Source organism: Pseudomonas sp. LB1P83 (genome assembly GCF_054897885.1).
Map to the genome: position 1 here is coordinate 667,351 of NZ_CM142709.1, position 19,656 is coordinate 687,006.

The 19,656-nt window shown below is 60.9% G+C and carries 16 protein-coding genes; 10 read left to right on the plus strand and 6 right to left on the minus strand.

What is annotated here, in order from left to right; genetic code table 11:
• Window positions 1-85 precede the first annotated feature (85 nt).
• From ACYZTY_RS02870 to ACYZTY_RS02880, 3 genes are all read left to right on the plus strand, one after another.
• Window positions 86-1,456: an MFS transporter gene (locus ACYZTY_RS02870; RefSeq protein WP_461957225.1), complete on the plus strand. Its 1,371-nt coding sequence runs from the start codon at window positions 86-88 to the stop codon at window positions 1,454-1,456.
• Between the two features lie 11 nt (window positions 1,457-1,467).
• Window positions 1,468-3,021, plus strand: a complete 1,554-nt coding sequence (gene garD, locus ACYZTY_RS02875; RefSeq protein ID WP_461957226.1) for a galactarate dehydratase — start codon at window positions 1,468-1,470, stop codon at window positions 3,019-3,021.
• Window positions 3,022-3,216: 195 nt separating this feature from the next.
• Complete coding sequence (locus ACYZTY_RS02880) at window positions 3,217-4,158, plus strand: AEC family transporter (protein ID WP_461957227.1); 942 nt, start codon at window positions 3,217-3,219, stop codon at window positions 4,156-4,158.
• A 131-nt stretch (window positions 4,159-4,289) separates the two neighbouring features.
• Here the strand turns inward: ACYZTY_RS02880 and ACYZTY_RS02885 are convergent, their stop codons facing one another.
• The 6 genes from ACYZTY_RS02885 to gatC all read right to left on the minus strand — a co-directional run bounded on the left by ACYZTY_RS02885 (window position 4,290) and on the right by gatC (window position 9,511).
• A complete protein-coding gene (locus ACYZTY_RS02885; protein WP_095129461.1) occupies window positions 4,290-4,670 on the minus strand; it encodes a carboxymuconolactone decarboxylase family protein in 381 nt (126 codons plus the stop codon).
• Complete coding sequence (locus ACYZTY_RS02890; RefSeq protein WP_461957228.1) at window positions 4,667-5,725, minus strand: calcium/sodium antiporter; 1,059 nt, start codon at window positions 5,723-5,725, stop codon at window positions 4,667-4,669. Before ACYZTY_RS02890 ends, ACYZTY_RS02885 begins: the two co-directional genes overlap by 4 nt.
• A gap of 50 nt (window positions 5,726-5,775) precedes the next feature.
• Window positions 5,776-6,150 (minus strand): septal ring lytic transglycosylase RlpA family protein, encoded by a 375-nt coding sequence (locus ACYZTY_RS02895; protein WP_461957229.1) that lies wholly within the window; start codon window positions 6,148-6,150, stop codon window positions 5,776-5,778.
• Window positions 6,151-6,299: 149 nt separating this feature from the next.
• Window positions 6,300-7,745 (minus strand): Asp-tRNA(Asn)/Glu-tRNA(Gln) amidotransferase subunit GatB, encoded by a 1,446-nt coding sequence (gene gatB / locus ACYZTY_RS02900; protein ID WP_461957230.1) that lies wholly within the window; start codon window positions 7,743-7,745, stop codon window positions 6,300-6,302.
• Window positions 7,746-7,755: 10 nt separating this feature from the next.
• Entirely contained in the window at window positions 7,756-9,207 is a 1,452-nt protein-coding gene (gene gatA, locus ACYZTY_RS02905) for an Asp-tRNA(Asn)/Glu-tRNA(Gln) amidotransferase subunit GatA (protein ID WP_461957231.1), read from the minus strand.
• A 16-nt stretch (window positions 9,208-9,223) separates the two neighbouring features.
• Window positions 9,224-9,511: an Asp-tRNA(Asn)/Glu-tRNA(Gln) amidotransferase subunit GatC gene (gene gatC / locus ACYZTY_RS02910; RefSeq protein ID WP_008026876.1), complete on the minus strand. Its 288-nt coding sequence runs from the start codon at window positions 9,509-9,511 to the stop codon at window positions 9,224-9,226.
• 214 nt (window positions 9,512-9,725) lie between these two features.
• On the opposite strand from gatC, the gene mreB reads away from it, so the two are divergent.
• From mreB to ACYZTY_RS02945, 7 genes are all read left to right on the plus strand, one after another.
• Entirely contained in the window at window positions 9,726-10,763 is a 1,038-nt protein-coding gene (mreB, locus tag ACYZTY_RS02915) for a rod shape-determining protein MreB (RefSeq protein ID WP_002555108.1), read from the plus strand.
• 188 nt (window positions 10,764-10,951) lie between these two features.
• The gene (mreC, locus tag ACYZTY_RS02920) at window positions 10,952-12,061 is read left to right on the plus strand and encodes a rod shape-determining protein MreC (protein ID WP_461959243.1); all 1,110 of its coding nucleotides are present in this window, start codon (window positions 10,952-10,954) and stop codon (window positions 12,059-12,061) included.
• The gene (mreD, locus tag ACYZTY_RS02925) at window positions 12,061-12,552 is read left to right on the plus strand and encodes a rod shape-determining protein MreD (protein WP_461957232.1); all 492 of its coding nucleotides are present in this window, start codon (window positions 12,061-12,063) and stop codon (window positions 12,550-12,552) included. The genes mreC and mreD overlap by 1 nt, the downstream gene beginning before the upstream one ends.
• A 42-nt stretch (window positions 12,553-12,594) precedes the next feature.
• Window positions 12,595-13,191: a Maf family protein gene (locus ACYZTY_RS02930; protein WP_461957233.1), complete on the plus strand. Its 597-nt coding sequence runs from the start codon at window positions 12,595-12,597 to the stop codon at window positions 13,189-13,191.
• A gap of 57 nt (window positions 13,192-13,248) precedes the next feature.
• A complete protein-coding gene (gene rng, locus ACYZTY_RS02935) occupies window positions 13,249-14,706 on the plus strand; it encodes a ribonuclease G (protein WP_131061223.1) in 1,458 nt (485 codons plus the stop codon).
• Between the two features lie 75 nt (window positions 14,707-14,781).
• Entirely contained in the window at window positions 14,782-18,585 is a 3,804-nt protein-coding gene (locus tag ACYZTY_RS02940) for a YhdP family protein (protein WP_461957234.1), read from the plus strand.
• Between the two features lie 206 nt (window positions 18,586-18,791).
• The gene (locus tag ACYZTY_RS02945) at window positions 18,792-19,652 is read left to right on the plus strand and encodes a carbon-nitrogen hydrolase family protein (protein WP_461957235.1); all 861 of its coding nucleotides are present in this window, start codon (window positions 18,792-18,794) and stop codon (window positions 19,650-19,652) included.
• The last annotated feature ends 4 nt before the right edge of the window (window positions 19,653-19,656 follow it).

Sequence of the window (19,656 nt, forward strand, 5' to 3'; positions counted from 1 at the left end):
CTCGCAGCCTCGTTTCACTCGACAGCTGCTACAGGGAACAACTGTTTCACCCGCGCATAAAAATAATCAGTGGGAGTACATCTACATGCAATCGACCCAGAAGCCGACTCACGTCCGCTATTTGATCCTGCTCATGCTGTTTCTGGTGACCACGATCAACTACGCCGACCGGGCTACCATCGCAATCGCCGGCTCCAGCCTGCAAAAAGACCTCGGCATCGACGCGGTCACCCTCGGTTACATCTTCTCTGCATTCGGTTGGGCCTACGTGGCCGGGCAAATTCCCGGTGGCTGGCTGCTGGACCGTTTCGGTTCGAAAAAAATCTATGCGATGAGCATCTTCACCTGGTCGCTGTTCACCGTGCTGCAGGGTTATGTCGGTGAGTTCGGCATGTCCACGGCGGTGGTTGCGCTGTTCATGCTGCGCTTCCTGGTGGGCCTGGCCGAAGCGCCATCCTTCCCCGGTAACGCACGCATTGTGGCTGCCTGGTTCCCGACGGCTGAACGCGGTACGGCGTCTGCGATCTTCAACTCGGCGCAATACTTTGCCACCGTGTTGTTTGCACCGCTGATGGGCTGGATCGTTTACAGCTTCGGCTGGCAGCACGTGTTCATCGTCATGGGCGTGATCGGCATCATCTTCTCCGGCATCTGGCTGAAAGTGATTTACAGCCCGCGCCAGCACCCGATGATCAATGATGCCGAGTTCAAGCACATCGCCGACAACGGCGGCATGGTCGACATGGACCAGGACAAAGGCAAAGGCGCCAAGTCCGACGGTCCGAAGTGGGACTACATCCGCCAGCTGCTGACCAACCGCATGATGCTCGGCGTGTACCTGGGCCAGTACTGCATCAACGGCATCACCTACTTCTTCCTGACCTGGTTCCCGGTGTACCTGGTGCAAGAGCGCGGCATGACCATCCTCAAGGCCGGTTTCATTGCCTCGTTGCCGGCGATCTGCGGCTTCATTGGTGGTGTCCTTGGCGGGGTGATTTCCGATTACCTGCTGCGCAAAGGCCACTCCCTGACCTTCGCCCGCAAGGCGCCGATCATCGCTGGCTTGCTGGTCTCCAGCAGCATCGTGGCGTGCAACTATGTCGATGTTGAATGGATGGTTGTCGGCTTCATGGCCCTGGCCTTCTTCGGCAAAGGTGTGGGTGCGTTGGGTTGGGCCGTGGTGTCCGACACTTCGCCAAAACAGATCGCCGGTCTCAGCGGTGGCTTGTTCAACACCTTCGGCAACATCGCTTCGATCACCACTCCGATCGTCATCGGCTACATCATCAGCTCCACCGGTTCGTTCAAATGGGCGCTGGTGTTTGTCGGTTGCAACGCACTGGTCGCAGTGTTCAGCTACCTGGTGATCGTCGGTCCAATCAAACGTGTGGTGCTTAAAGAGCCGCCCGTCAGCGGTCCTGAAGCAAACAACAAATTGTCACAAGCGCATTCCTGAGGAGCGGCGTCATGCAGTTGATTGAACATTCCGACTCGCCGCGCTACATCCGCCTGCACGAGCGGGACAACGTCGTGATCGTGGTCAATGACCAGGGCGTACCGGCCGGCACCGAGTTTCCCGATGGCCTGGTGACCCTGGACTTCGTACCGCAGAGCCATAAAGTCACCCTGGAAGACATTCCCGAGGGCGGCCAGGTGATTCGTTACGGCCAGACCATTGGCTACGCGTTGCAGCCGATTCCGCGCGGCAGCTGGGTCAAGGAAGATCAACTGCGCATGCCCACCGCGCCACCGCTGGACAGCCTGCCGCTGTCCACCGAAGTGCCGGCGGCGCAGGCACCGCTGGAAGGCTATACGTTCGAGGGATATCGCAACGCCGACGGCACCGTCGGCACGCGCAACATTCTCGGGATCACCACCACCGTTCAGTGCGTCACCGGCGTGCTGGACCATGCGGTCAAGCGCATCAAGGATGAGTTGCTACCGCGTTATCCGAATGTCGATGACGTGGTGGCGCTGACCCACAGTTACGGTTGTGGCGTGGCGATTACCGCCACCGATGCGTACATCCCGATCCGCACCGTGCGCAACCTGGCGCGCAACCCGAACCTGGGTGGCGAAGCCTTGGTCATCAGCCTGGGCTGCGAGAAATTGCAGGCCGGGCAGGTGATGCATGAGGGCGACAGCTCGGTGGATTTGAGCGAGCCGTGGCTGTATCGCTTGCAGGATTCGAGTCACGGATTCACCGAGATGATCGAGCAGATCATGGCGCTGGCCGAGACCCGTTTGAAGAAGCTCGATCAACGTCGCCGGGAAACCGTGCCGGCGTCCGAGCTGATTCTCGGGATGCAATGCGGGGGTAGCGATGCGTTTTCCGGCATCACCGCCAACCCTGCGCTGGGCTATGCCTCGGACCTGTTATTGCGCGCCGGTGCGACGGTGATGTTTTCCGAAGTCACCGAAGTGCGCGACGCGATTTACCTGCTGACTTCCCGTGCGGAAACCAAGGAAGTTGCTCAGGAACTGGTGCGGGAAATGGACTGGTATGACCGTTACCTGGCCAAGGGTGAAGCGGATCGCAGCGCCAATACCACGCCGGGCAACAAGAAGGGCGGGTTGTCGAACATTGTCGAGAAGTCCCTTGGGTCGATCGTCAAATCCGGCAGCAGCGCGATCAACGGCGTGCTGGGTCCTGGCGAGCGTTTCAAGCGCAAAGGGCTGATTTTCTGCGCAACCCCGGCCAGTGATTTTGTCTGCGGGACGTTGCAGTTGGCGGCGGGGATGAACCTGCACGTGTTCACCACCGGGCGTGGTACGCCGTATGGTTTGGCGATGGCGCCGGTAGTCAAGGTGTCGACCCGGACTGAACTGGCGCAGCGTTGGCCGGACCTGATCGACATCGATGCCGGGCGGATTGCGACCGGGCGGGCTTCGATTGAAGACCTTGGTTGGGAGTTGTTTTACTACTACCTGGACGTGGCCAGCGGCAAGAAGCAGACGTGGGCCGAGCAGCACAAGCTGCATAACGACATCACCCTGTTCAACCCGGCGCCGATCACCTGATCCTGTGGCGAGGGAGCTTGCTCCCGCTGGGGCGCGAAGCGGCCCCAAAATGGGCCTGCTGCGCAGTCCAGCGGGAGCAAGCTCCCTCGCCACAGGTTACTCGTCGCCTGCTCGCGAAGCGGTCTACCAGACGCCAGCGTCCCGGGTGGCTTATCATTAGCCCCCTAACGACGCTCACCCAAGGTTCCCACCGGCATGCTGGCAATTTTCCTCGAAACCCTGAACATCACCGCACCGGTGTTTGCCATGCTGTTTCTGGGGGTTGTGCTCAAGCGCATCGACTGGATCAACGACAACTTCATCCACACCGCGTCGGCCCTGGTGTTCAACGTCACCATGCCGGCGTTGCTGTTTCTGGGCATCCTGCATGCCGACCTGCACACCGCGCTGCAACCGGCGCTGCTGATCTATTTTTCGTTCGCCACCCTGATGGGTTTCGCTATCGCCTGGGGCTGGGCGATCTGGAAGTGCCCGCGGGAAGACCGTGGGATCTACACTCAGGGCGCGTTTCGCGGCAACAACGGCGTCATCGGCCTCGCGTTGGCGGCGAGCATGTACGGCGATTACGGGATTTCCCTCGGGGCGATTCTCGCGGCGCTGGTGATCCTGTTTTACAACACGCTCTCGACCATCGTGCTGGCGGTGTACAGCCCAGTGATCAAGTCCGATCCGTGGAGCATCTGCAAAAGCGTGATGGTCAACCCGCTGATCATTAGCGTGTTTGCGGCGGCACCGTTTGCCTATTTCAAGATTGGCTTGCCGGGTTGGCTGGAAACCTCCGGTCAGTACCTGGCGCAAACCACCTTGCCATTGGCGCTGATTTGCATCGGCGGCACGTTGTCGCTGGCGGCAATGCGCAAGAGCGGCTCCATGGCGTTGAGCTCAAGCCTGGTGAAGATGATCGGCCTGCCGGTGCTGGCGACGCTGGGGGCGTGGCTCTGGGGTTTTCGCGGAGCGGAGTTGGGGATTCTGTTTCTGTACTTCGGCAGCCCAACGGCGGCGGCCAGTTTTGTCATGGCCCGTCAGGCTGATGGCAATCATGAACTGGCGGCGGCGATCATCGTCATCACCACGTTGATGGCGGCGGTGACCACCAACATCGGGATTTTTTTGTTGCAGTGGGGTGGGTGGATCTAGCTTCAGGTTCTGCGGTGTTTTGCAGGACCTCTTCGCGGGCAAGCCTCGCTCCTACAGGTCCGTGTCGTGCGGGGGAAATATTTACGACTCGGACCTGGAGCGAGGCTTGCCCGCGAAGGCGATAGACCTTCTTACTCAGGCTTCTGATAGGTATCGATCACTTCCTGCGCCGCCCGAAACGCATCGATCGCCGCCGGCACGCCGGCATACACCGCGCAATGCAGCAGCGCTTCACGAATCTCTTCCACGGTGCAGCCGTTGTTCAGCGCACCGCGTACGTGCCCCTTCAATTCCTGCGGGCACTTCAACGCAGTCAGGGCTGCGAGGGTGATCAGGCTGCGGGTTTTCAGCGGCAGACCTTCGCGATTCCACACACCGCCCCACGCGTGTTCATTGACGAAGTCCTGCAACGGCTGGGTGAACTCGGTGGCATTGCCCAGCGCGCGGTCGACGAACGCATCGCCCATCACTTGGCGGCGGACTTCAACGCCAGGCTTCTTATTGTCGGTCATGGCATTTCCCTCTTGTGGTGTTGGCGACGCCAGGCGCGCAGTGATGTGAACAGCAGATAGGCCACCAGCGCCGGCAGGACGAAAAACAGCATCAGGTGTTCAAGCTTGCCGGCCAGTGGCATGCCGGTGGTGAACGACACCACGTGCAGACCATAAGCCAGGTACAAACCCAGAAACAGCAGACCTTCGGCGCGGGTCACCCGGTAGCCGGTGTAGAACAGCGGCAGACAAAGCACCGCGACACCAAGCATCACCGGCAAGTCGAAATCCAGGGCATTGGGCGAGACCGACAGCGGCGAGGGTGCGACCAGCGCGGTCAGGCCGAGCACGCCCAAAAGGTTGAACAGGTTGCTGCCGATCACGTTGCCCACGGCAATATCCCGTTGACCGCGCAATGCGGCGATCAATGAGGTAGCCAATTCCGGCAGGGACGTACTGATGGCGACGATGGTCAGGCCGATGATCCGCTCCGACAGCCCCAGATCGGTCGCGACCGCCACGGCGGCGCCCAGCAACAAGTGACCGGCGTAGACCAGCATCGCCAGCCCGGCGGCGATCATCAGCAAGCTGCTGAGCCACGGCGCCCGGGAGGTTTCGTCATGGGTGGGCGGACGGGCCGAGTGCCGCGACTGACGCAGCAGCAAGCCCAGATACAGCGCCAGGGCGGCCAGCAGAATCATGCCGTCGACGCGGTTCAGCTCTTCATTCCACGCCAATAAAAACACCAGCAGGCTGGCGCCGATCATCAGCGGAATATCCAGGCGCACCAGTTGCCGCGAAACCCGCAACGGAATGATCAGCGCCGAGAGCCCGAGGGTGACGAGGATGTTAAAGATGCTGCTGCCGATTACGCTGCCGACGGCGATGTCAGCGTTTTGCGCCAAGGTGGCTTGCAGGCTGACCGCCATTTGCGGTGCGCTGCTGCCCAGGGCGACGATGGTCAGGCCGATGATCAACGGTCGCACCTGCAACCGCGCAGCGAGGCGCACGGCGCCACGGACCATCAGCTCGGCGCCGGCGATCAGCAACAGCAGGCCGCCGAGCAACTCAATCACGCTGATCAGGGGTAAATCGGCAAGTCCGAAAATGGTCGGGGCTCCGTCTGTTAATCGTCGATGGCTTGCACGCGAACCCGTGCGGTGCCGCTACGGAGCATACCCAGTTGTTCGGCGGCCTCGTGTGAAAGATCAATCAGGCGTCCACGGGTGTGCGGCCCGCGGTCGTTGATACGGACCACGCAGGACTTGTCGTTGTTCAGATTGGTGACCTTCACCCGCGTGCCAAAGGGTAGCTGGCGGTGGGCGGCGGTCAGGGAATTCTTGTTAAAACGCTCGCCACTGGCGGTGCGTTTACCGTGGTGTTTGGCGCCGTAATACGAGGCAACGCCGGTCTTGTCGTAGCCGTGTGGATCGATGGCATCGGTGCTGGCGCAACCAGCCAGCAAAGAGAGCAGGGCGCAGGCGCCCAGTAGACGCTTCATTCAAAGGTTTCCACAAAACAAATGTGGGAGCGAGCCTGCTCGCGATGGCGGGCTATCAGGCACATCAATGTTGGATGTGCTGCCGTCATCGCGAGCAGGCTCGCTCCCACAGGGATTTGAGCCAGGCTTGGAATCTGGCTCAATGCTCATCAGCCTTCGAGCTTGCTTTTCAGCAGTTCGTTGACCTGTTGCGGGTTGGCCTTGCCTTTGGAGGCTTTCATGGCCTGGCCGACGAAGAAGCCGAACATCTTGCCGCGTTTGGCTTCGTCTGCCGCGCGGTATTGCTCGACCTGCTCGGCGTTGGCCGCCAGCATGTCGTCCAGCACCGCGGAGATCGCGCCGCTGTCGGTCACTTGCTTCAGGCCGCGCTTGTCGATGATCTCGTCCGCGCTGCCTTCGCCGTTGGCCATGGCTTCAAACACGACCTTGGCGATTTTGCCGGAGATGGTGTTGTCCTTGATGCGCAGCAGCATGCCGCCCAGTTGCTCGGCCGAGACCGGCGACTGGTCGATTTCCACGCCTTGCTTGTTCAGCAGGCTGCCCAATTCAACCATGACCCAGTTGGCCGCCAGCTTGGCGTCGCCGCTGATGCTCACGACTTTCTCGAAGTAATCGGCTTGCTCGCGGCTGGTGGCCAGAACGCTGGCGTCATACACCGACAGGCCGAATTGCTCCTGGAAGCGCTCGCGTTTCTGCGGTGGCAATTCCGGCAGGGTGGCGCGCACGTCGTCGAGGAACGAGTCCTCGATGACCACTGGCAGCAGGTCCGGATCGGGGAAGTAACGGTAGTCGTTGGCTTCCTCTTTGCTGCGCATCGGACGGGTTTCGTCTTTGTTCGGATCGTACAGACGGGTCTGCTGGATCACTTTGCCGCCGTCTTCGATCAGCTCGATCTGACGCTGCACTTCGCTGTTGATCGCCTTCTCGATGAAGCGGAACGAGTTGACGTTCTTGATCTCGCAGCGGGTGCCATATTCAGCCTGGCCCTTCGGACGGATCGACACGTTGCAGTCGCAACGCAGCGAGCCTTCGGCCATGTTGCCGTCGCAGATGCCCAGGTAACGCACCAGCGCGTGGATGGTCTTGACGTAGGCCACGGCTTCCTTGGCGCTGCGCATGTCCGGCTCGGAAACGATTTCCAGCAGCGGCGTGCCGGCACGGTTCAGGTCGATGCCGGTGGCACCGTTGAACTCTTCGTGCAGGCTTTTGCCGGCGTCTTCTTCCAGGTGCGCACGGGTGACGCCGACACGTTTGATCGTGCCGTCTTCCATGGCGATGTCCAGGTGGCCCTTGCCGACGATCGGCAATTCCATCTGGCTGATCTGGTAGCCCTTCGGCAGGTCCGGGTAGAAATAGTTTTTACGGGCGAACACGTTGTGCTGGCCGATTTCAGCATCGATGGCCAGGCCGAACATCACCGCCATGCGCACCGCTTCCTGGTTCAGCACCGGCAATACGCCGGGCATGCCGAGGTCAACCAGGCTGGCCTGGGTGTTCGGCTCGGAACCGAAAGTGGTGGAGCTACCGGAAAAGATTTTCGACCGGGTGGTGAGCTGGGTGTGAATCTCCAGCCCGATCACGACTTCCCATTGCATGTGTTTCTCCTCAGAAGCCGGTTGGGGTGCGGGTGTGCCAGTCAGTGTTCAACTGGTACTGATGCGCAACATTGAGCAAGCGGCCTTCCTGGAAATACGGGGCGAGCAGTTGCACGCCGACCGGCAGACCATCGACAAAACCGGCTGGCATGGACAAGCCCGGCAGGCCCGCGAGGTTGGCGGTGATGGTGTAGACGTCTTCCAGGTACGCAGCCACCGGGTCGCTGTTCTTGGCGCCGAGCTTCCAGGCCGGGTTAGGCGTGGTAGGGCCGAGGATGATGTCGACCTCATTGAAGGCCGCCATGAAGTCGTTCTTGATCAAGCGACGGATCTTCTGCGCTTTCAGGTAGTAGGCGTCGTAGTAGCCGGCCGACAGCGCGTAGGCACCGACCATGATCCGGCGCTGCACTTCCGGGCCGAAACCTTCGCCACGGGAGCGTTTGTACAGGTCTTCCAGGTTTTTCGGGTCTTCGCAGCGGTGGCCGAAACGCACGCCGTCGAAACGCGACAGGTTGGAAGAGGCTTCTGCCGGGGCGATCACGTAGTACGCAGGGATCGCGTGCTGCATGTTCGGCAGGCTGATTTCCTTGATCACGGCGCCGAGTTTTTTCAGCTCTTCGACACTGGCCATGACCAGGTCGGCGATACGCGGGTCGAGGCCGGCGCTGAAGTACTCCTTCGGCACGCCGATGCGCAGGCCTTGCAGCGAACCGTTGAGGCTGGCGCTGTAGTCAGGCACGGGCTCATCGATGCTGGTGGAATCCTGCGGGTCGAAACCGGCCATGCCTTGCAGCAGGATCGCGCAGTCTTCGGCCGTGCGCGCCAGAGGGCCGCCCTGATCGAGGCTGGACGCGTAGGCGATCATGCCCCAGCGCGAAACACGACCGTACGTCGGTTTCAGGCCGGTGAGGTTGGTCAATGCGGCGGGCTGACGAATGGAGCCGCCAGTGTCGGTGCCGGTAGCGGCAGGCAACAGGCGAGCGGCAACGGCTGCAGCGGAACCGCCGGACGAACCGCCCGGAACGTGTTCCAGGTTCCACGGGTTTTTAACCGGGCCGTAGTAGCTCGACTCGTTGGCCGAACCCATGGCGAATTCGTCCATGTTGGTCTTGCCCAGGGTCACTGCGCCGGCCGCGGCCAGTTTGGCAACGACCGTGGCGTCGTATGGTGCTTTAAAGTTGTCGAGCATCTTCGAGCCGCAGCTGGTGCGGATACCCTGGGTGCAGAACAGGTCTTTGTGGGCGATCGGCGCGCCGAGCAGGGCGCCGCTCTCACCGTTGGCGCGGCGTACGTCAGCGGCTTTCGCCTGCTGGAGCGCCAGGTCTTCGGTGAGGCTGATGAAGCTGTTGAGCTGAGGATCGAGCTGGGCAATACGCGCCAGCAGGGTTTTGGTCAGCTCTTCGGAAGAAAACTTTTTATCGGCGAGTCCGCGGGCGATCTCGGCCAGAGTCAATTGATGCATTGCAGGCTCTTTCCCTTTAGTCGATGACTTTCGGAACCAGGTACAGGCCGTTTTCGACCGCTGGTGCGATGGACTGATAGGCCTCGCGATGATTGGTCTCGGTCACGACGTCTGCACGCAGGCGCTGGCTGGCTTCCAGTGGGTGGGCGAGCGGTTCGATACCGTCGGTATTGACCGCCTGCATTTCGTCGACCAGTCCCAGAATGCTGTTCAGGGCCGAAGTGATGTGTGGAAGATCGGCATCATTTAGGCCCAGACAGGCCAGATGAGCGATTTTTTCCACGTCGGAGCGTTCAAGCGTCATGGGATTCTCCAGTGGAAGGAAAACAGAACGGATGCTATCCGTGTGTTAGATTGTCGGAACACTACCGCATTTCTACGGTCATAAGGCCGCGATTGTGGGGGTTGGTGCACAGAAAAGCGGCCAATTTAACATATTGGCGCCTTGCCCAAAATCCCTGTCGTTGTTAGAGTTTGCCGCACTTTTTTACCCACGCGTTGCCTAGGGTCCCTTTCCCATGTTCAAGAAACTGCGTGGCATGTTTTCCAGCGATCTCTCCATTGACCTGGGCACTGCCAACACCCTTATTTACGTGCGCGAGCGCGGTATCGTCCTGAATGAGCCATCGGTTGTGGCTATTCGGACACACGGTAACCAGAAAAGTGTCGTTGCTGTCGGCACCGAGGCGAAGCGCATGCTCGGCCGTACGCCGGGCAACATTGCTGCCATTCGTCCGATGAAGGACGGCGTCATTGCCGACTTCAGCGTCTGCGAAAAGATGCTGCAGTACTTTATCAACAAGGTTCACGAAAACAGCTTCCTGCAGCCAAGCCCTCGGGTGCTGATCTGCGTTCCGTGCAAATCCACTCAGGTTGAGCGTCGTGCCATCCGTGAGTCGGCCCTCGGTGCCGGTGCTCGTGAAGTGTTCCTGATCGAAGAGCCAATGGCTGCTGCGATCGGTGCCGGCCTGCCGGTTGAAGAAGCGCGCGGTTCGATGGTCGTCGATATCGGTGGTGGTACCACTGAAATCGCGCTGATCTCCCTGAACGGTGTGGTTTATGCCGAATCCGTACGGGTTGGCGGCGACCGCTTCGACGAAGCGATCATCACCTACGTGCGTCGCAACTACGGCAGCCTGATCGGTGAATCCACCGCTGAGCGCATCAAGCAGGAAATCGGTACGGCCTACCCGGGCGGCGAAGTTCGTGAAGTCGACGTTCGTGGCCGTAACCTGGCCGAAGGCGTTCCACGAGCCTTCACCCTGAACTCCAATGAAGTGCTGGAAGCTCTGCAAGAGTCCCTGGCCACCATCGTTCAGGCAGTGAAAAGCGCGCTGGAGCAATCGCCTCCGGAGCTGGCTTCCGACATCGCCGAGCGTGGCCTGGTGCTGACCGGTGGTGGCGCCTTGCTGCGTGACCTCGACAAGTTGCTGGCCCAGGAAACAGGTCTGCCGGTGATCGTTGCCGAAGACCCGCTGACCTGCGTTGCTCGCGGCGGTGGCCGTGCCTTGGAAATGATGGATAAACACACCATGGACCTGCTTTCCAGCGAATAAGTCGCCGGATCGCCTCTATGCTGTTGAGCGCGCAGGCGGCACTTTGCAGTGCTGCCTGTTGGCGTTTACCTTCTGTCAGTCTGTATCCAGGCCGGTCTGCCGTATGAATAAACAAAACATTTGCCTGGGAGGAGCGGCTTATTAAACCGCTTTTCACCAAAGGGCCTTCACTGGGCGTGCGCTTGTTGGTGCTGGTCGTGCTATCGGTCGCGCTGATGGTGGTCGATGCCCGCTTCACACTGCTCAAGCCAGTGCGTAGCCAAATGTCGCTGGTACTGATGCAGTCTTACTGGATCACCGACCTGCCGCAGCGGCTATGGCAGGGTGTGGCCAGCCAATTCGGCAGCCGTACCGAGCTTGTCGCCGAAAACGAAAAACTCAAGACCGAAAACCTGCTGTTGCAGGGTCGCATGCAAAAGCTTGCCGCCCTCACCGAGCAGAACGTTCGGCTGCGCGAGTTGCTCAATTCCTCTGCGCTGGTCAACGAGAAGGTCGAAGTGGCCGAGTTGATCGGCATGGACCCCAACCCGTTCACCCATCGCATCATCATCAATAAAGGTGAGCGCGACGGTGTAGTCCTCGGTCAGCCGGTGCTCGATGCCCGCGGCCTGATGGGCCAGGTGGTCGAGTTGATGCCTTACACCTCCCGTGTATTGCTGCTGACCGACACCACTCACAGCATTCCGGTGCAGGTAAACCGCAACGGGCTGCGGGCAATTGCCAGCGGCACCGGCAACCCGGAACGCCTGGAACTGCGTCACGTCGCCGACACGGCTGATATTAAAGAAGGCGATCTGCTGGTCAGTTCCGGCCTCGGTCAACGGTTCCCGGCCGGGTATCCGGTGGCGACGGTCAAGGAAGTGATCCACGATTCCGGCCAGCCGTTTGCCATTGTGCGTGCCGTGCCGACCGCCGCGTTGAACCGCAGCCGTTACCTACTGCTGGTGTTCACCGACGGCCGAACCGCTGAAGAGCGCGCCAACGAAGCGGCCCAGGCGCAAGAAGCGCTGGACCAGCACGGTGGTGGGCCGATCATTCCGGCGACCGTGCCAAAACCCGTGCCTGCCACCGTAATGGTTCCTGCCGCAGCCGCTGCGCCTGCTACAACTCCGGCGGTACCGGCACCGGTACCGGCGGCAACCCCGGCAGCCCCGGCCAAACCTGCGCATCCCGCCGCCGCCAAGCCGCCCGCATCGCAACCTGCCGCAACTAAACCGCCAGCCACTCAACCGGCTGCGGTGAAGCCTGCCGCCAAACCGCCTGTCTCCGCGCCGGCTTCCACTGGGGGACGAGAATAATGGTTGGTGCTACCGCATCCCGAAATGACTGGATGATCTGGCTGACATTTGCCATTGGCCTGCTGCTCAGCGTTTCGCCGCTGCCGCAATTCATGGAAATCCTCCGTCCGCTCTGGCTGGCCTTGCTGCTGGCTTTCTGGGCGTTGTACTTGCCGCAGAAGGTCGGCATGGTCACCGCATGGTGCCTGGGCCTGGCCGAAGACGTTCTTTACGGCACGTTGCTGGGTCAGAACGCGTTGATCCTGACCCTGATCACCTTCCTGGTGCTGTCGCTGCAACAGCGCCTGCGCATGTTCCCAATGTGGCAACAGAGCCTGGTGATCCTGGTGATCTTCGGCCTCGCGCAGCTTGTTCAACTATGGCTGAGCGCCCTGACCGGTAACCGTCAGCCAACCCTGGCGCTGGTGCTGCCGGCCTTGGTCAGCGCATTGCTCTGGCCTTGGGTCAGCTACGGTTTGCGTGGTTTGCGTCGACGCTACAAGATCAATTAATTCGGTCAGGCATTGGCCCGCACCAGACAGGGAGATGTCTTGATGACACAGCTGTACCTCGCCTCAGGTTCGCCGCGTCGGCGTGAACTGCTCACGCAGATCGGCGTGCCATTCTCCGCCATCAGCGCGGACATCGATGAAACCCCTTTAGCTCAAGAACCCCCGTCGGCCTATGTCGAGCGCCTGGCGCGCGGCAAAGCCGAGGCCGGGCGCGGCACGGTCGTGTCCGCCGCCGATTTTTGCGTGCTGGGCGCCGACACCGCAGTAGTGCTCAACGGGAAAATTCTCGGCAAACCGGTGGACGAAGCTGACGCGTGCGCCATGCTTATGATGTTGGCGGGGCAAGAGCACGAAGTGCTGACCGCCATTGCAGTGCTTGATGGCGAGCGTTGTGAGTCCCGGGTGGTGCGCAGTCTGGTGCGCTTTCGCAACATCGCTCGCGATGAAGCGGCGGCTTACTGGGCCAGTGGCGAACCCCGTGACAAGGCGGGTGGCTATGGCATTCAAGGACTGGGCGCGGTGTTTGTCGCCGGGCTCGATGGCAGCTACTCGGCGGTGGTCGGACTGCCGCTGTGCGAAACCGCTGAGCTGCTCGGCCATTTCGGCATACCCTGTTGGCAAACCCTTAACGCGCGCTGAGCGTCGTACTGACAAGATGCGGCCATTATCGTGAACATGCCTGAACGAGACCCTGCCATGAGTGAAGAGATCCTGATCAACATCACGCCGATGGAATCGCGCGTGGCGGTGGTCGAAAACGGTGTCCTGCAAGAGGTCCACGTCGAGCGCACGCAAAAACGCGGGATCGTCGGCAACATCTACAAGGGCAAGGTGGTGCGGGTATTGCCGGGCATGCAGGCGGCCTTCGTCGATATCGGTCTGGACCGCGCCGCGTTCATTCACGCTTCGGAAATTTCCCTGCGTGAAGGCCCTACGGTGGAGAGCATCAGCGCGCTGGTTCACGAAGGCCAGAGCCTGGTGGTCCAGGTCACCAAGGACCCGATCGGCTCCAAGGGCGCACGCCTGACGACTCAACTGTCGATTCCGTCGCGCTATCTGGTGTACATGCCGCGCACGGCCCACGTTGGCATTTCGCTGAAGATTGAAGACGAAGCCGAGCGCGAACGTCTCAAGCAAGTCGTCACCGATTGCGTGGCCAAAGAAGGCATCAAAGAGGCGGGCGGTTTCATTCTGCGTACCGCTGCCGAAGGGGCCGGTGCCGATGAAATCCTCATGGACATCCGCTACCTGCGCCGTCTCTGGGATCAGATCAACGAACAGATCAAAACCATCGGCGCACCGAGTGTGATCTACGAAGACCTAGGCCTTGCGCTGCGTACCTTGCGCGACCTGGTGAGCCCGAAGATCGAGAAGATCCGCATCGACTCCCGGGAAACCTTCCAGAAAACCACGCAGTTCGTCGCCGAACTGATGCCGGAAATCGCCGATCGTCTTGAGCATTACCCGGGCGAGCGGCCGATTTTCGACCTGTACGGCGTCGAAGACGAAATCCAGAAAGCCCTCGAGCGCAAAGTGCCGCTCAAGTCCGGCGGTTACCTGGTGGTAGATCCGGCGGAAGCCATGAGCACCATCGACGTCAACACCGGGGCGTTCGTCGGCCATCGCAACCTCGAAGAAACCATCTTCAAGACCAACCTCGAAGCCGCGACCGCCATCGCCCGCCAGCTGCGCCTGCGCAATCTGGGCGGGATCATCATCATCGACTTCATCGACATGGAAGACGAAGAGCATCAGCGCCAGGTCCTGCGCACGCTGGAAAAACAACTGGAGCGCGACCACGCCAAGACCAACATCATCGGCATCACCGAGTTGGGCCTGGTGCAGATGACGCGCAAGCGCACCCGCGAAAGTCTCGAACAAGTGCTGTGCGAGCCGTGCAGCAGCTGTCAGGGCCGCGGCAAGCTGAAGACGCCGGAAACGGTCTGCTACGAAATTTTCCGCGAAATCCTCCGCGAGGCGCGTGCCTATCAAGCGGAAGGCTATCGTGTATTGGCGAACCAGAAAGTCGTCGACCGTTTGCTCGATGAAGAGTCGGGAAATGTCGCCGAGCTGGAAGGATTTATCGGACGCACCATTCGGTTCCAGGTGGAAACCATGTATTCCCAGGAACAATACGACGTGGTGCTGCTCTGAATCGCTGTGTTTCAACCCTACTAGAACGGCTGGCCTCAGCTTTTTGCAGTATTTTTGCCATGGGAGCCAACTGACATGGAACGTCTGACACGCATTTTGGCCGCACTGACCCGCTGGGGTCTTGGCCTGTGCGCGTTGGTCTTGGTGTTGATGGCGTTGTACGTCAGCCTCGGCCGAGAGCTGACGCCCCTGGTGGCCGAATACCGTGCCGACGTCGAAACCAAAGCCAGCGCGGCCTTGGGCATGCCGCTGCAAATCGGCAAGCTGGAAGGAAACTGGAGCGGCTTCGCGCCGATTTTGCTGGCCCACGATGTGACGGTCGGCGAGGGCGCCAACGCCCTGCACCTGGATCAGGTACGAGCGGTGCCGGACCTTTGGGAAAGCTTGCTGGCTCGCGATGTTCGCATCGCCCACCTGGAACTCAACGGCCTGAAGATCAGCCTAAAGGAAGGCGCGGACGGACATTGGGCGCTGGAAGGGTTGCCGGTGCAACAGGATCAGCCGCTTGATCCGGAGCAGTTGCTCAATCGCATGCAAATGGTCCAGCAACTGTCGGTGATCGACAGCCAGGTGACCTTGCAGCCACAGGACCATCCGCCGCTGACCTTGACCTATGTCGGCCTGAACCTGAAAACCGGCGTCTCCCGTCAGCGCCTTGATGCCCGTTTGACCCTGCCTGACGGCCAGCCAGTGGCCATGACCCTGCGCACCCGTCTGCGCGCCAGCCAGTGGAAGGACGGCGAGGCCGAGGCTTACCTGAGCCTGCCGCAAAGCGACTGGTCGAAATGGTTGCCCGAGCGCCTGACCCGGCAATGGAACTTCTCCGAGATCAAGGCCGGTGGCGAGCTTTGGGTGAACTGGGGCAAGGGTGTGCTGCAAAGCGGCGCCATTCGCTTGAACGCGCCGCAACTCAAGGGTGCGTACGCCGAACGCAAGCCGATTCAGATCAACAATCTGGCGCTCAATGGCTATTTCCAGCGCAGCGCCGAAGGCATGCTGGTGACCCTGGACTCCCTGGCCATGAACTTTGGCGAGACCCGCTGGGAATCACACCTGCAACTTCGACAGACCGCTGCGACCGACAAGACTGAAGAACTCTGGCACTTGCAAGCCGATCGCCTCGATCTCACCCCGCTTACTCCGCTGATAAACGCCTTGGGGCCGCTGCCCGAAGGCGTTGCCACGGCGGTCGAGCGACTCAAGGTGACCGGTGGGCTGCGCAACGTGCTGATCGATCTGCGGCCCAATGCCACCGATGACAGCAAGTTCAGCTTCGCCGCCAACCTCGATCAGGTCGGCTTCGACGCCTATCACGGCGCCCCGGCAGCACGGAACGTCAGCGGCAGCATCAGCGGCGACCTCGGTCAGGGCGAACTGCGGATGGACAGCAAGGACTTTGTCCTGCACCTGGACCCGATTTTTGCCAAGCCATGGCAATACATCCAGGCCAACGCCCGGTTGACCTGGAAGCTCGACAAAGAACGCTTCACCCTGATCGCGCCGTACCTGAAGGTGCTGGGCGAGGAGGGCAAGATTGCCGGTGACTTCCTGATCCGCCTGCATTTCGATCACACCCAGGAAGACTACATGGACCTGCGGGTCGGCCTGGTGGACGGCGATGGTCGCTACACCGCCAAGTACCTGCCGACCATGCTCAGCCCGGCACTGGACGAATGGCTGCGCACGGCGATTCTCAAAGGCGCGGTAGACCAGGGCTTCTTCCAGTATCAAGGTTCGCTGAACCACGGCGCCGCCGACGCTGCCCGCAGCATCAGTCTTTTCTTCAAGGTTCACGATGCCGAACTGGCGTTCCAGCCGGGTTGGCCGCATGTCAGCAAAGTCACCGGTGACGTGTTTGTTGAAGACAGCGGCGTGCGGATCCTGGCCAGTAAGGGCCAGTTGCTCGACACTCAGGTTCGCGACATTTACGTCAATATTCCCCATGCGCCGGAAGGGCAAAGCGTTCACCTGTTCCTCGACGGCGGGTTTTCCGGCGGGTTGGGTGATGGCTTGAAGATTCTTCAGGAAGCGCCGATCGGCACCGCTGAAACCTTTGCCGGATGGGAAGGCGATGGCGATCTGCAAGGCAAGTTGAAGCTGGATATTCCGCTGGTCAAAGGCGAGCAGCCGAAGATTCTCGTCGACTTCAAGACCGCCAAGGCTCGCTTGAAGCTGGCCGAACCCTCGTTGGAGCTGACGCAACTCAAGGGCGATTTCCGTTTCGACAGCGCCAAGGGTTTGAGCGGACAGAACATCACCGCACGCGCCTTCGACAAACCGGTCACCGCGCAGATTTTTGCCGACGGCAGTGCGGGCAACCTCAAGACCCGCGTCACTGCATCCGGTCAGGTCGAGGTCAAGAAACTCACGGATTGGTTGAGCGTCACCCAGCCGTTGCCGGTGTCCGGCGTAATCCCGTATCAGTTGCAACTGAACCTGGATGGCCCCGACAGCCAGCTGATGGTCAATTCCAGCCTCAAAGGCGTGGCAATCGATTTGCCCGCGCCATTCGGCATGGCCGCCGATGTCGGCCGTGACACCACGTTCCGCATGACCCTGCAAGGGGCGGAGCGCCGTTACTGGGTCAACTATGGTGAGCTGGCAGATTTCACGTTTGCGGCGCCGAACGGCAATTTTGCCGACGGTCGTGGCGAGTTGTTCCTGGGCGGCGGCAGTGCCGTGCTGCCCGGCGCCAAAGGGCTGCGAGTGCGCGGCGTGCTGTCGGAACTGGATGTCGGCCCGTGGAAGGATCTGGTGGACAAGTACGCCGGCCAGGATCCGGGCGGCAATGCCAAGCAGTTGCTCAGCAGTGCGGACTTCAAGGTCGGCAAGCTCAGCGGTATCGGCACGACGCTCGATCAGGCGTCGGTTCAGTTGAATCGCAAAGCCGCAGCGTGGGCCTTGCAACTCGACAGTCAGCAGGTCAAGGGCAGCGCGAGCATCCCCGATGCGAAAGGCGCGCCGATTGCGATCAATCTGCAAACCGTGCGGTTGCCGGCACCGGATCCTACGGTTTTGGCCGACGAAAACTCGCCGGATCCGCTGGCCTCGGTGGACCCGACCAAGATTCCGGCGCTGGATATCACCATCAATCAGCTGTTCCAGGGACAGGATCTCGTGGGCGCCTGGTACCTGAAAGTCCGTCCGACCGCCAAGGGTATTGCGCTCAATACGCTGGACCTGGGCCTCAAGGGCATTCTGTTGCAAGGCACTGGCGGCTGGGAAGGCATCCCCGGCAGCTCCAGCAGTTGGTACAAAGGACGGATCAGCGGCAAGAATCTTGCTGATGTGCTGAAAGGCTGGGGCTTTGCGCCGAGCGTTACCAGTGAAGAGTTTCATATGGACGTCGACGGTCGCTGGCCCGGTTCACCGGCGTGGCTGGCCACCAAACGTTTCTCCGGTACGCTCGATGCTTCGCTGAATAAAGGCCAGTTCGTTGAAGTCGAGGGCAGCGCCCAGGCCCTGCGAGTATTCGGCCTGCTCAACTTCAACTCCATCGGTCGCCGTCTGCGCCTGGACTTCTCCGACCTGTTCGGTAAAGGCTTGAGTTATGACCGGGTCAAAGGTCTGCTGGTCGCGACCAACGGGGTTTATGTGACGAAGGAGCCGATTCTGCTGACCGGCCCGTCGAGCAACATTGAACTGAACGGTACCCTGAATCTGGTGGGCGATCAGATTGACGCGAAACTGCTGGTGACGTTGCCTGTGACCAACAACCTGCCGATTGCCGCGTTGATTGTCGGCGCACCGGCCATCGGCGGTGCGCTGTTCTTGATCGACAAGCTGATCGGTGACCGCGTGGCACGTTTCGCCAGCGTCAAATACACGGTCAAAGGCCCATGGAAAGAGCCGAAAATCACCTTCGACAAGCCTTTTTGACCACGCCGATGGAGTAGCATGGCCGTACGCAGGCTCCCTGTAGCAGCTGGCGAAGCCTGCGTTCGGCTGCGAAGCAGTCGTAAAATCAGCCAGCGCGGTCATTCAGACAAACCGTGCAATCCGGATTTACGACTGCTGCGCAGCCGGACGCAGCCTTCGGCAGCTGCTACACAGGTCGGTGTGGACATCTCAAGTAAGGAGGGGGCATGTCTTTTGCGGTGATTCAAATGGTCAGCCAGAGCGATGTGCTGGCCAACCTGACCCAGGCCCGGCGTCTGCTCGAAGAGGCCGCCGCCGGTGGCGCGCAGCTTGCTGTGCTGCCGGAAAACTTCGCCGCCATGGGCCGTCGCGACATTGCCGACATCGGCCGCGCCGAGGCGTTGGGTCAAGGTCCGATCCTGCCGTGGTTGAAACAGACCGCCCGCGACCTCAAGTTATGGATAGTGGCCGGCACATTGCCGTTGCCGCCGGTGGACCATCCGACGTCCAAGGCGCATGCCTGTTCGTTGCTGGTCAATGATCAGGGCGAAACGGTGGCGCGCTACGACAAGTTGCACCTGTTCGACGTAGACGTGGCGGACAATCGCGGGCGTTATCGCGAGTCCGATGACTATGCTTATGGCAGTGGGGTCGTGGTGGCGGACACGCCTGTCGGCCGGGTTGGCCTGACGGTGTGTTACGACCTGCGTTTCCCTGAGTTGTATAGCGAACTGCGTGCTGCGGGCGCGCAATTGATTACCGCACCGTCGGCGTTTACCGCGGTGACCGGCGCGGCGCATTGGGATGTGCTGATTCGCGCGCGGGCCATCGAGACTCAGTGTTATGTGCTCGCGGCCGCCCAGGGTGGGACGCATCCGGGACCTCGGGAAACCTGGGGCCATGCCGCAATTGTCGACCCTTGGGGACGGGTGCTGGCACAACAGAATCAAGGCGAGGCCGTGCTGCTGGCCGAACGCGATAGCAGCGAACAGGCGTCCATCAGGGCGCGGATGCCGGTGTCCAGTCACCGGCGCTTTTTCTCGCAGGGCGCACAGCGACCTGCCCGGAACGACGAATTTAAGGCGTAAACAT

What these genes read in the sequence shown, in the direction of transcription:
- ACYZTY_RS02870 (WP_461957225.1), top strand. Translation starts at nt 86, where the DNA reads ATGCAATCGACCCAGAAGCCGACTCACGTCCGCTATTTGATCCTGCTC.
- garD (WP_461957226.1), top strand. Translation starts at nt 1,468, where the DNA reads ATGCAGTTGATTGAACATTCCGACTCGCCGCGCTACATCCGCCTGCAC.
- ACYZTY_RS02880 (WP_461957227.1), top strand. Translation starts at nt 3,217, where the DNA reads ATGCTGGCAATTTTCCTCGAAACCCTGAACATCACCGCACCGGTGTTT.
- ACYZTY_RS02885 (WP_095129461.1), bottom strand. Translation starts at nt 4,670, where the DNA reads ATGACCGACAATAAGAAGCCTGGCGTTGAAGTCCGCCGCCAAGTGATG.
- ACYZTY_RS02895 (WP_461957229.1), bottom strand. Translation starts at nt 6,150, where the DNA reads ATGAAGCGTCTACTGGGCGCCTGCGCCCTGCTCTCTTTGCTGGCTGGT.
- gatB (WP_461957230.1), bottom strand. Translation starts at nt 7,745, where the DNA reads ATGCAATGGGAAGTCGTGATCGGGCTGGAGATTCACACCCAGCTCACC.
- gatA (WP_461957231.1), bottom strand. Translation starts at nt 9,207, where the DNA reads ATGCATCAATTGACTCTGGCCGAGATCGCCCGCGGACTCGCCGATAAA.
- gatC (WP_008026876.1), bottom strand. Translation starts at nt 9,511, where the DNA reads ATGACGCTTGAACGCTCCGACGTGGAAAAAATCGCTCATCTGGCCTGT.
- mreB (WP_002555108.1), top strand. Translation starts at nt 9,726, where the DNA reads ATGTTCAAGAAACTGCGTGGCATGTTTTCCAGCGATCTCTCCATTGAC.
- mreD (WP_461957232.1), top strand. Translation starts at nt 12,061, where the DNA reads ATGGTTGGTGCTACCGCATCCCGAAATGACTGGATGATCTGGCTGACA.
- ACYZTY_RS02930 (WP_461957233.1), top strand. Translation starts at nt 12,595, where the DNA reads ATGACACAGCTGTACCTCGCCTCAGGTTCGCCGCGTCGGCGTGAACTG.
- rng (WP_131061223.1), top strand. Translation starts at nt 13,249, where the DNA reads ATGAGTGAAGAGATCCTGATCAACATCACGCCGATGGAATCGCGCGTG.
- ACYZTY_RS02940 (WP_461957234.1), top strand. Translation starts at nt 14,782, where the DNA reads ATGGAACGTCTGACACGCATTTTGGCCGCACTGACCCGCTGGGGTCTT.
- ACYZTY_RS02945 (WP_461957235.1), top strand. Translation starts at nt 18,792, where the DNA reads ATGTCTTTTGCGGTGATTCAAATGGTCAGCCAGAGCGATGTGCTGGCC.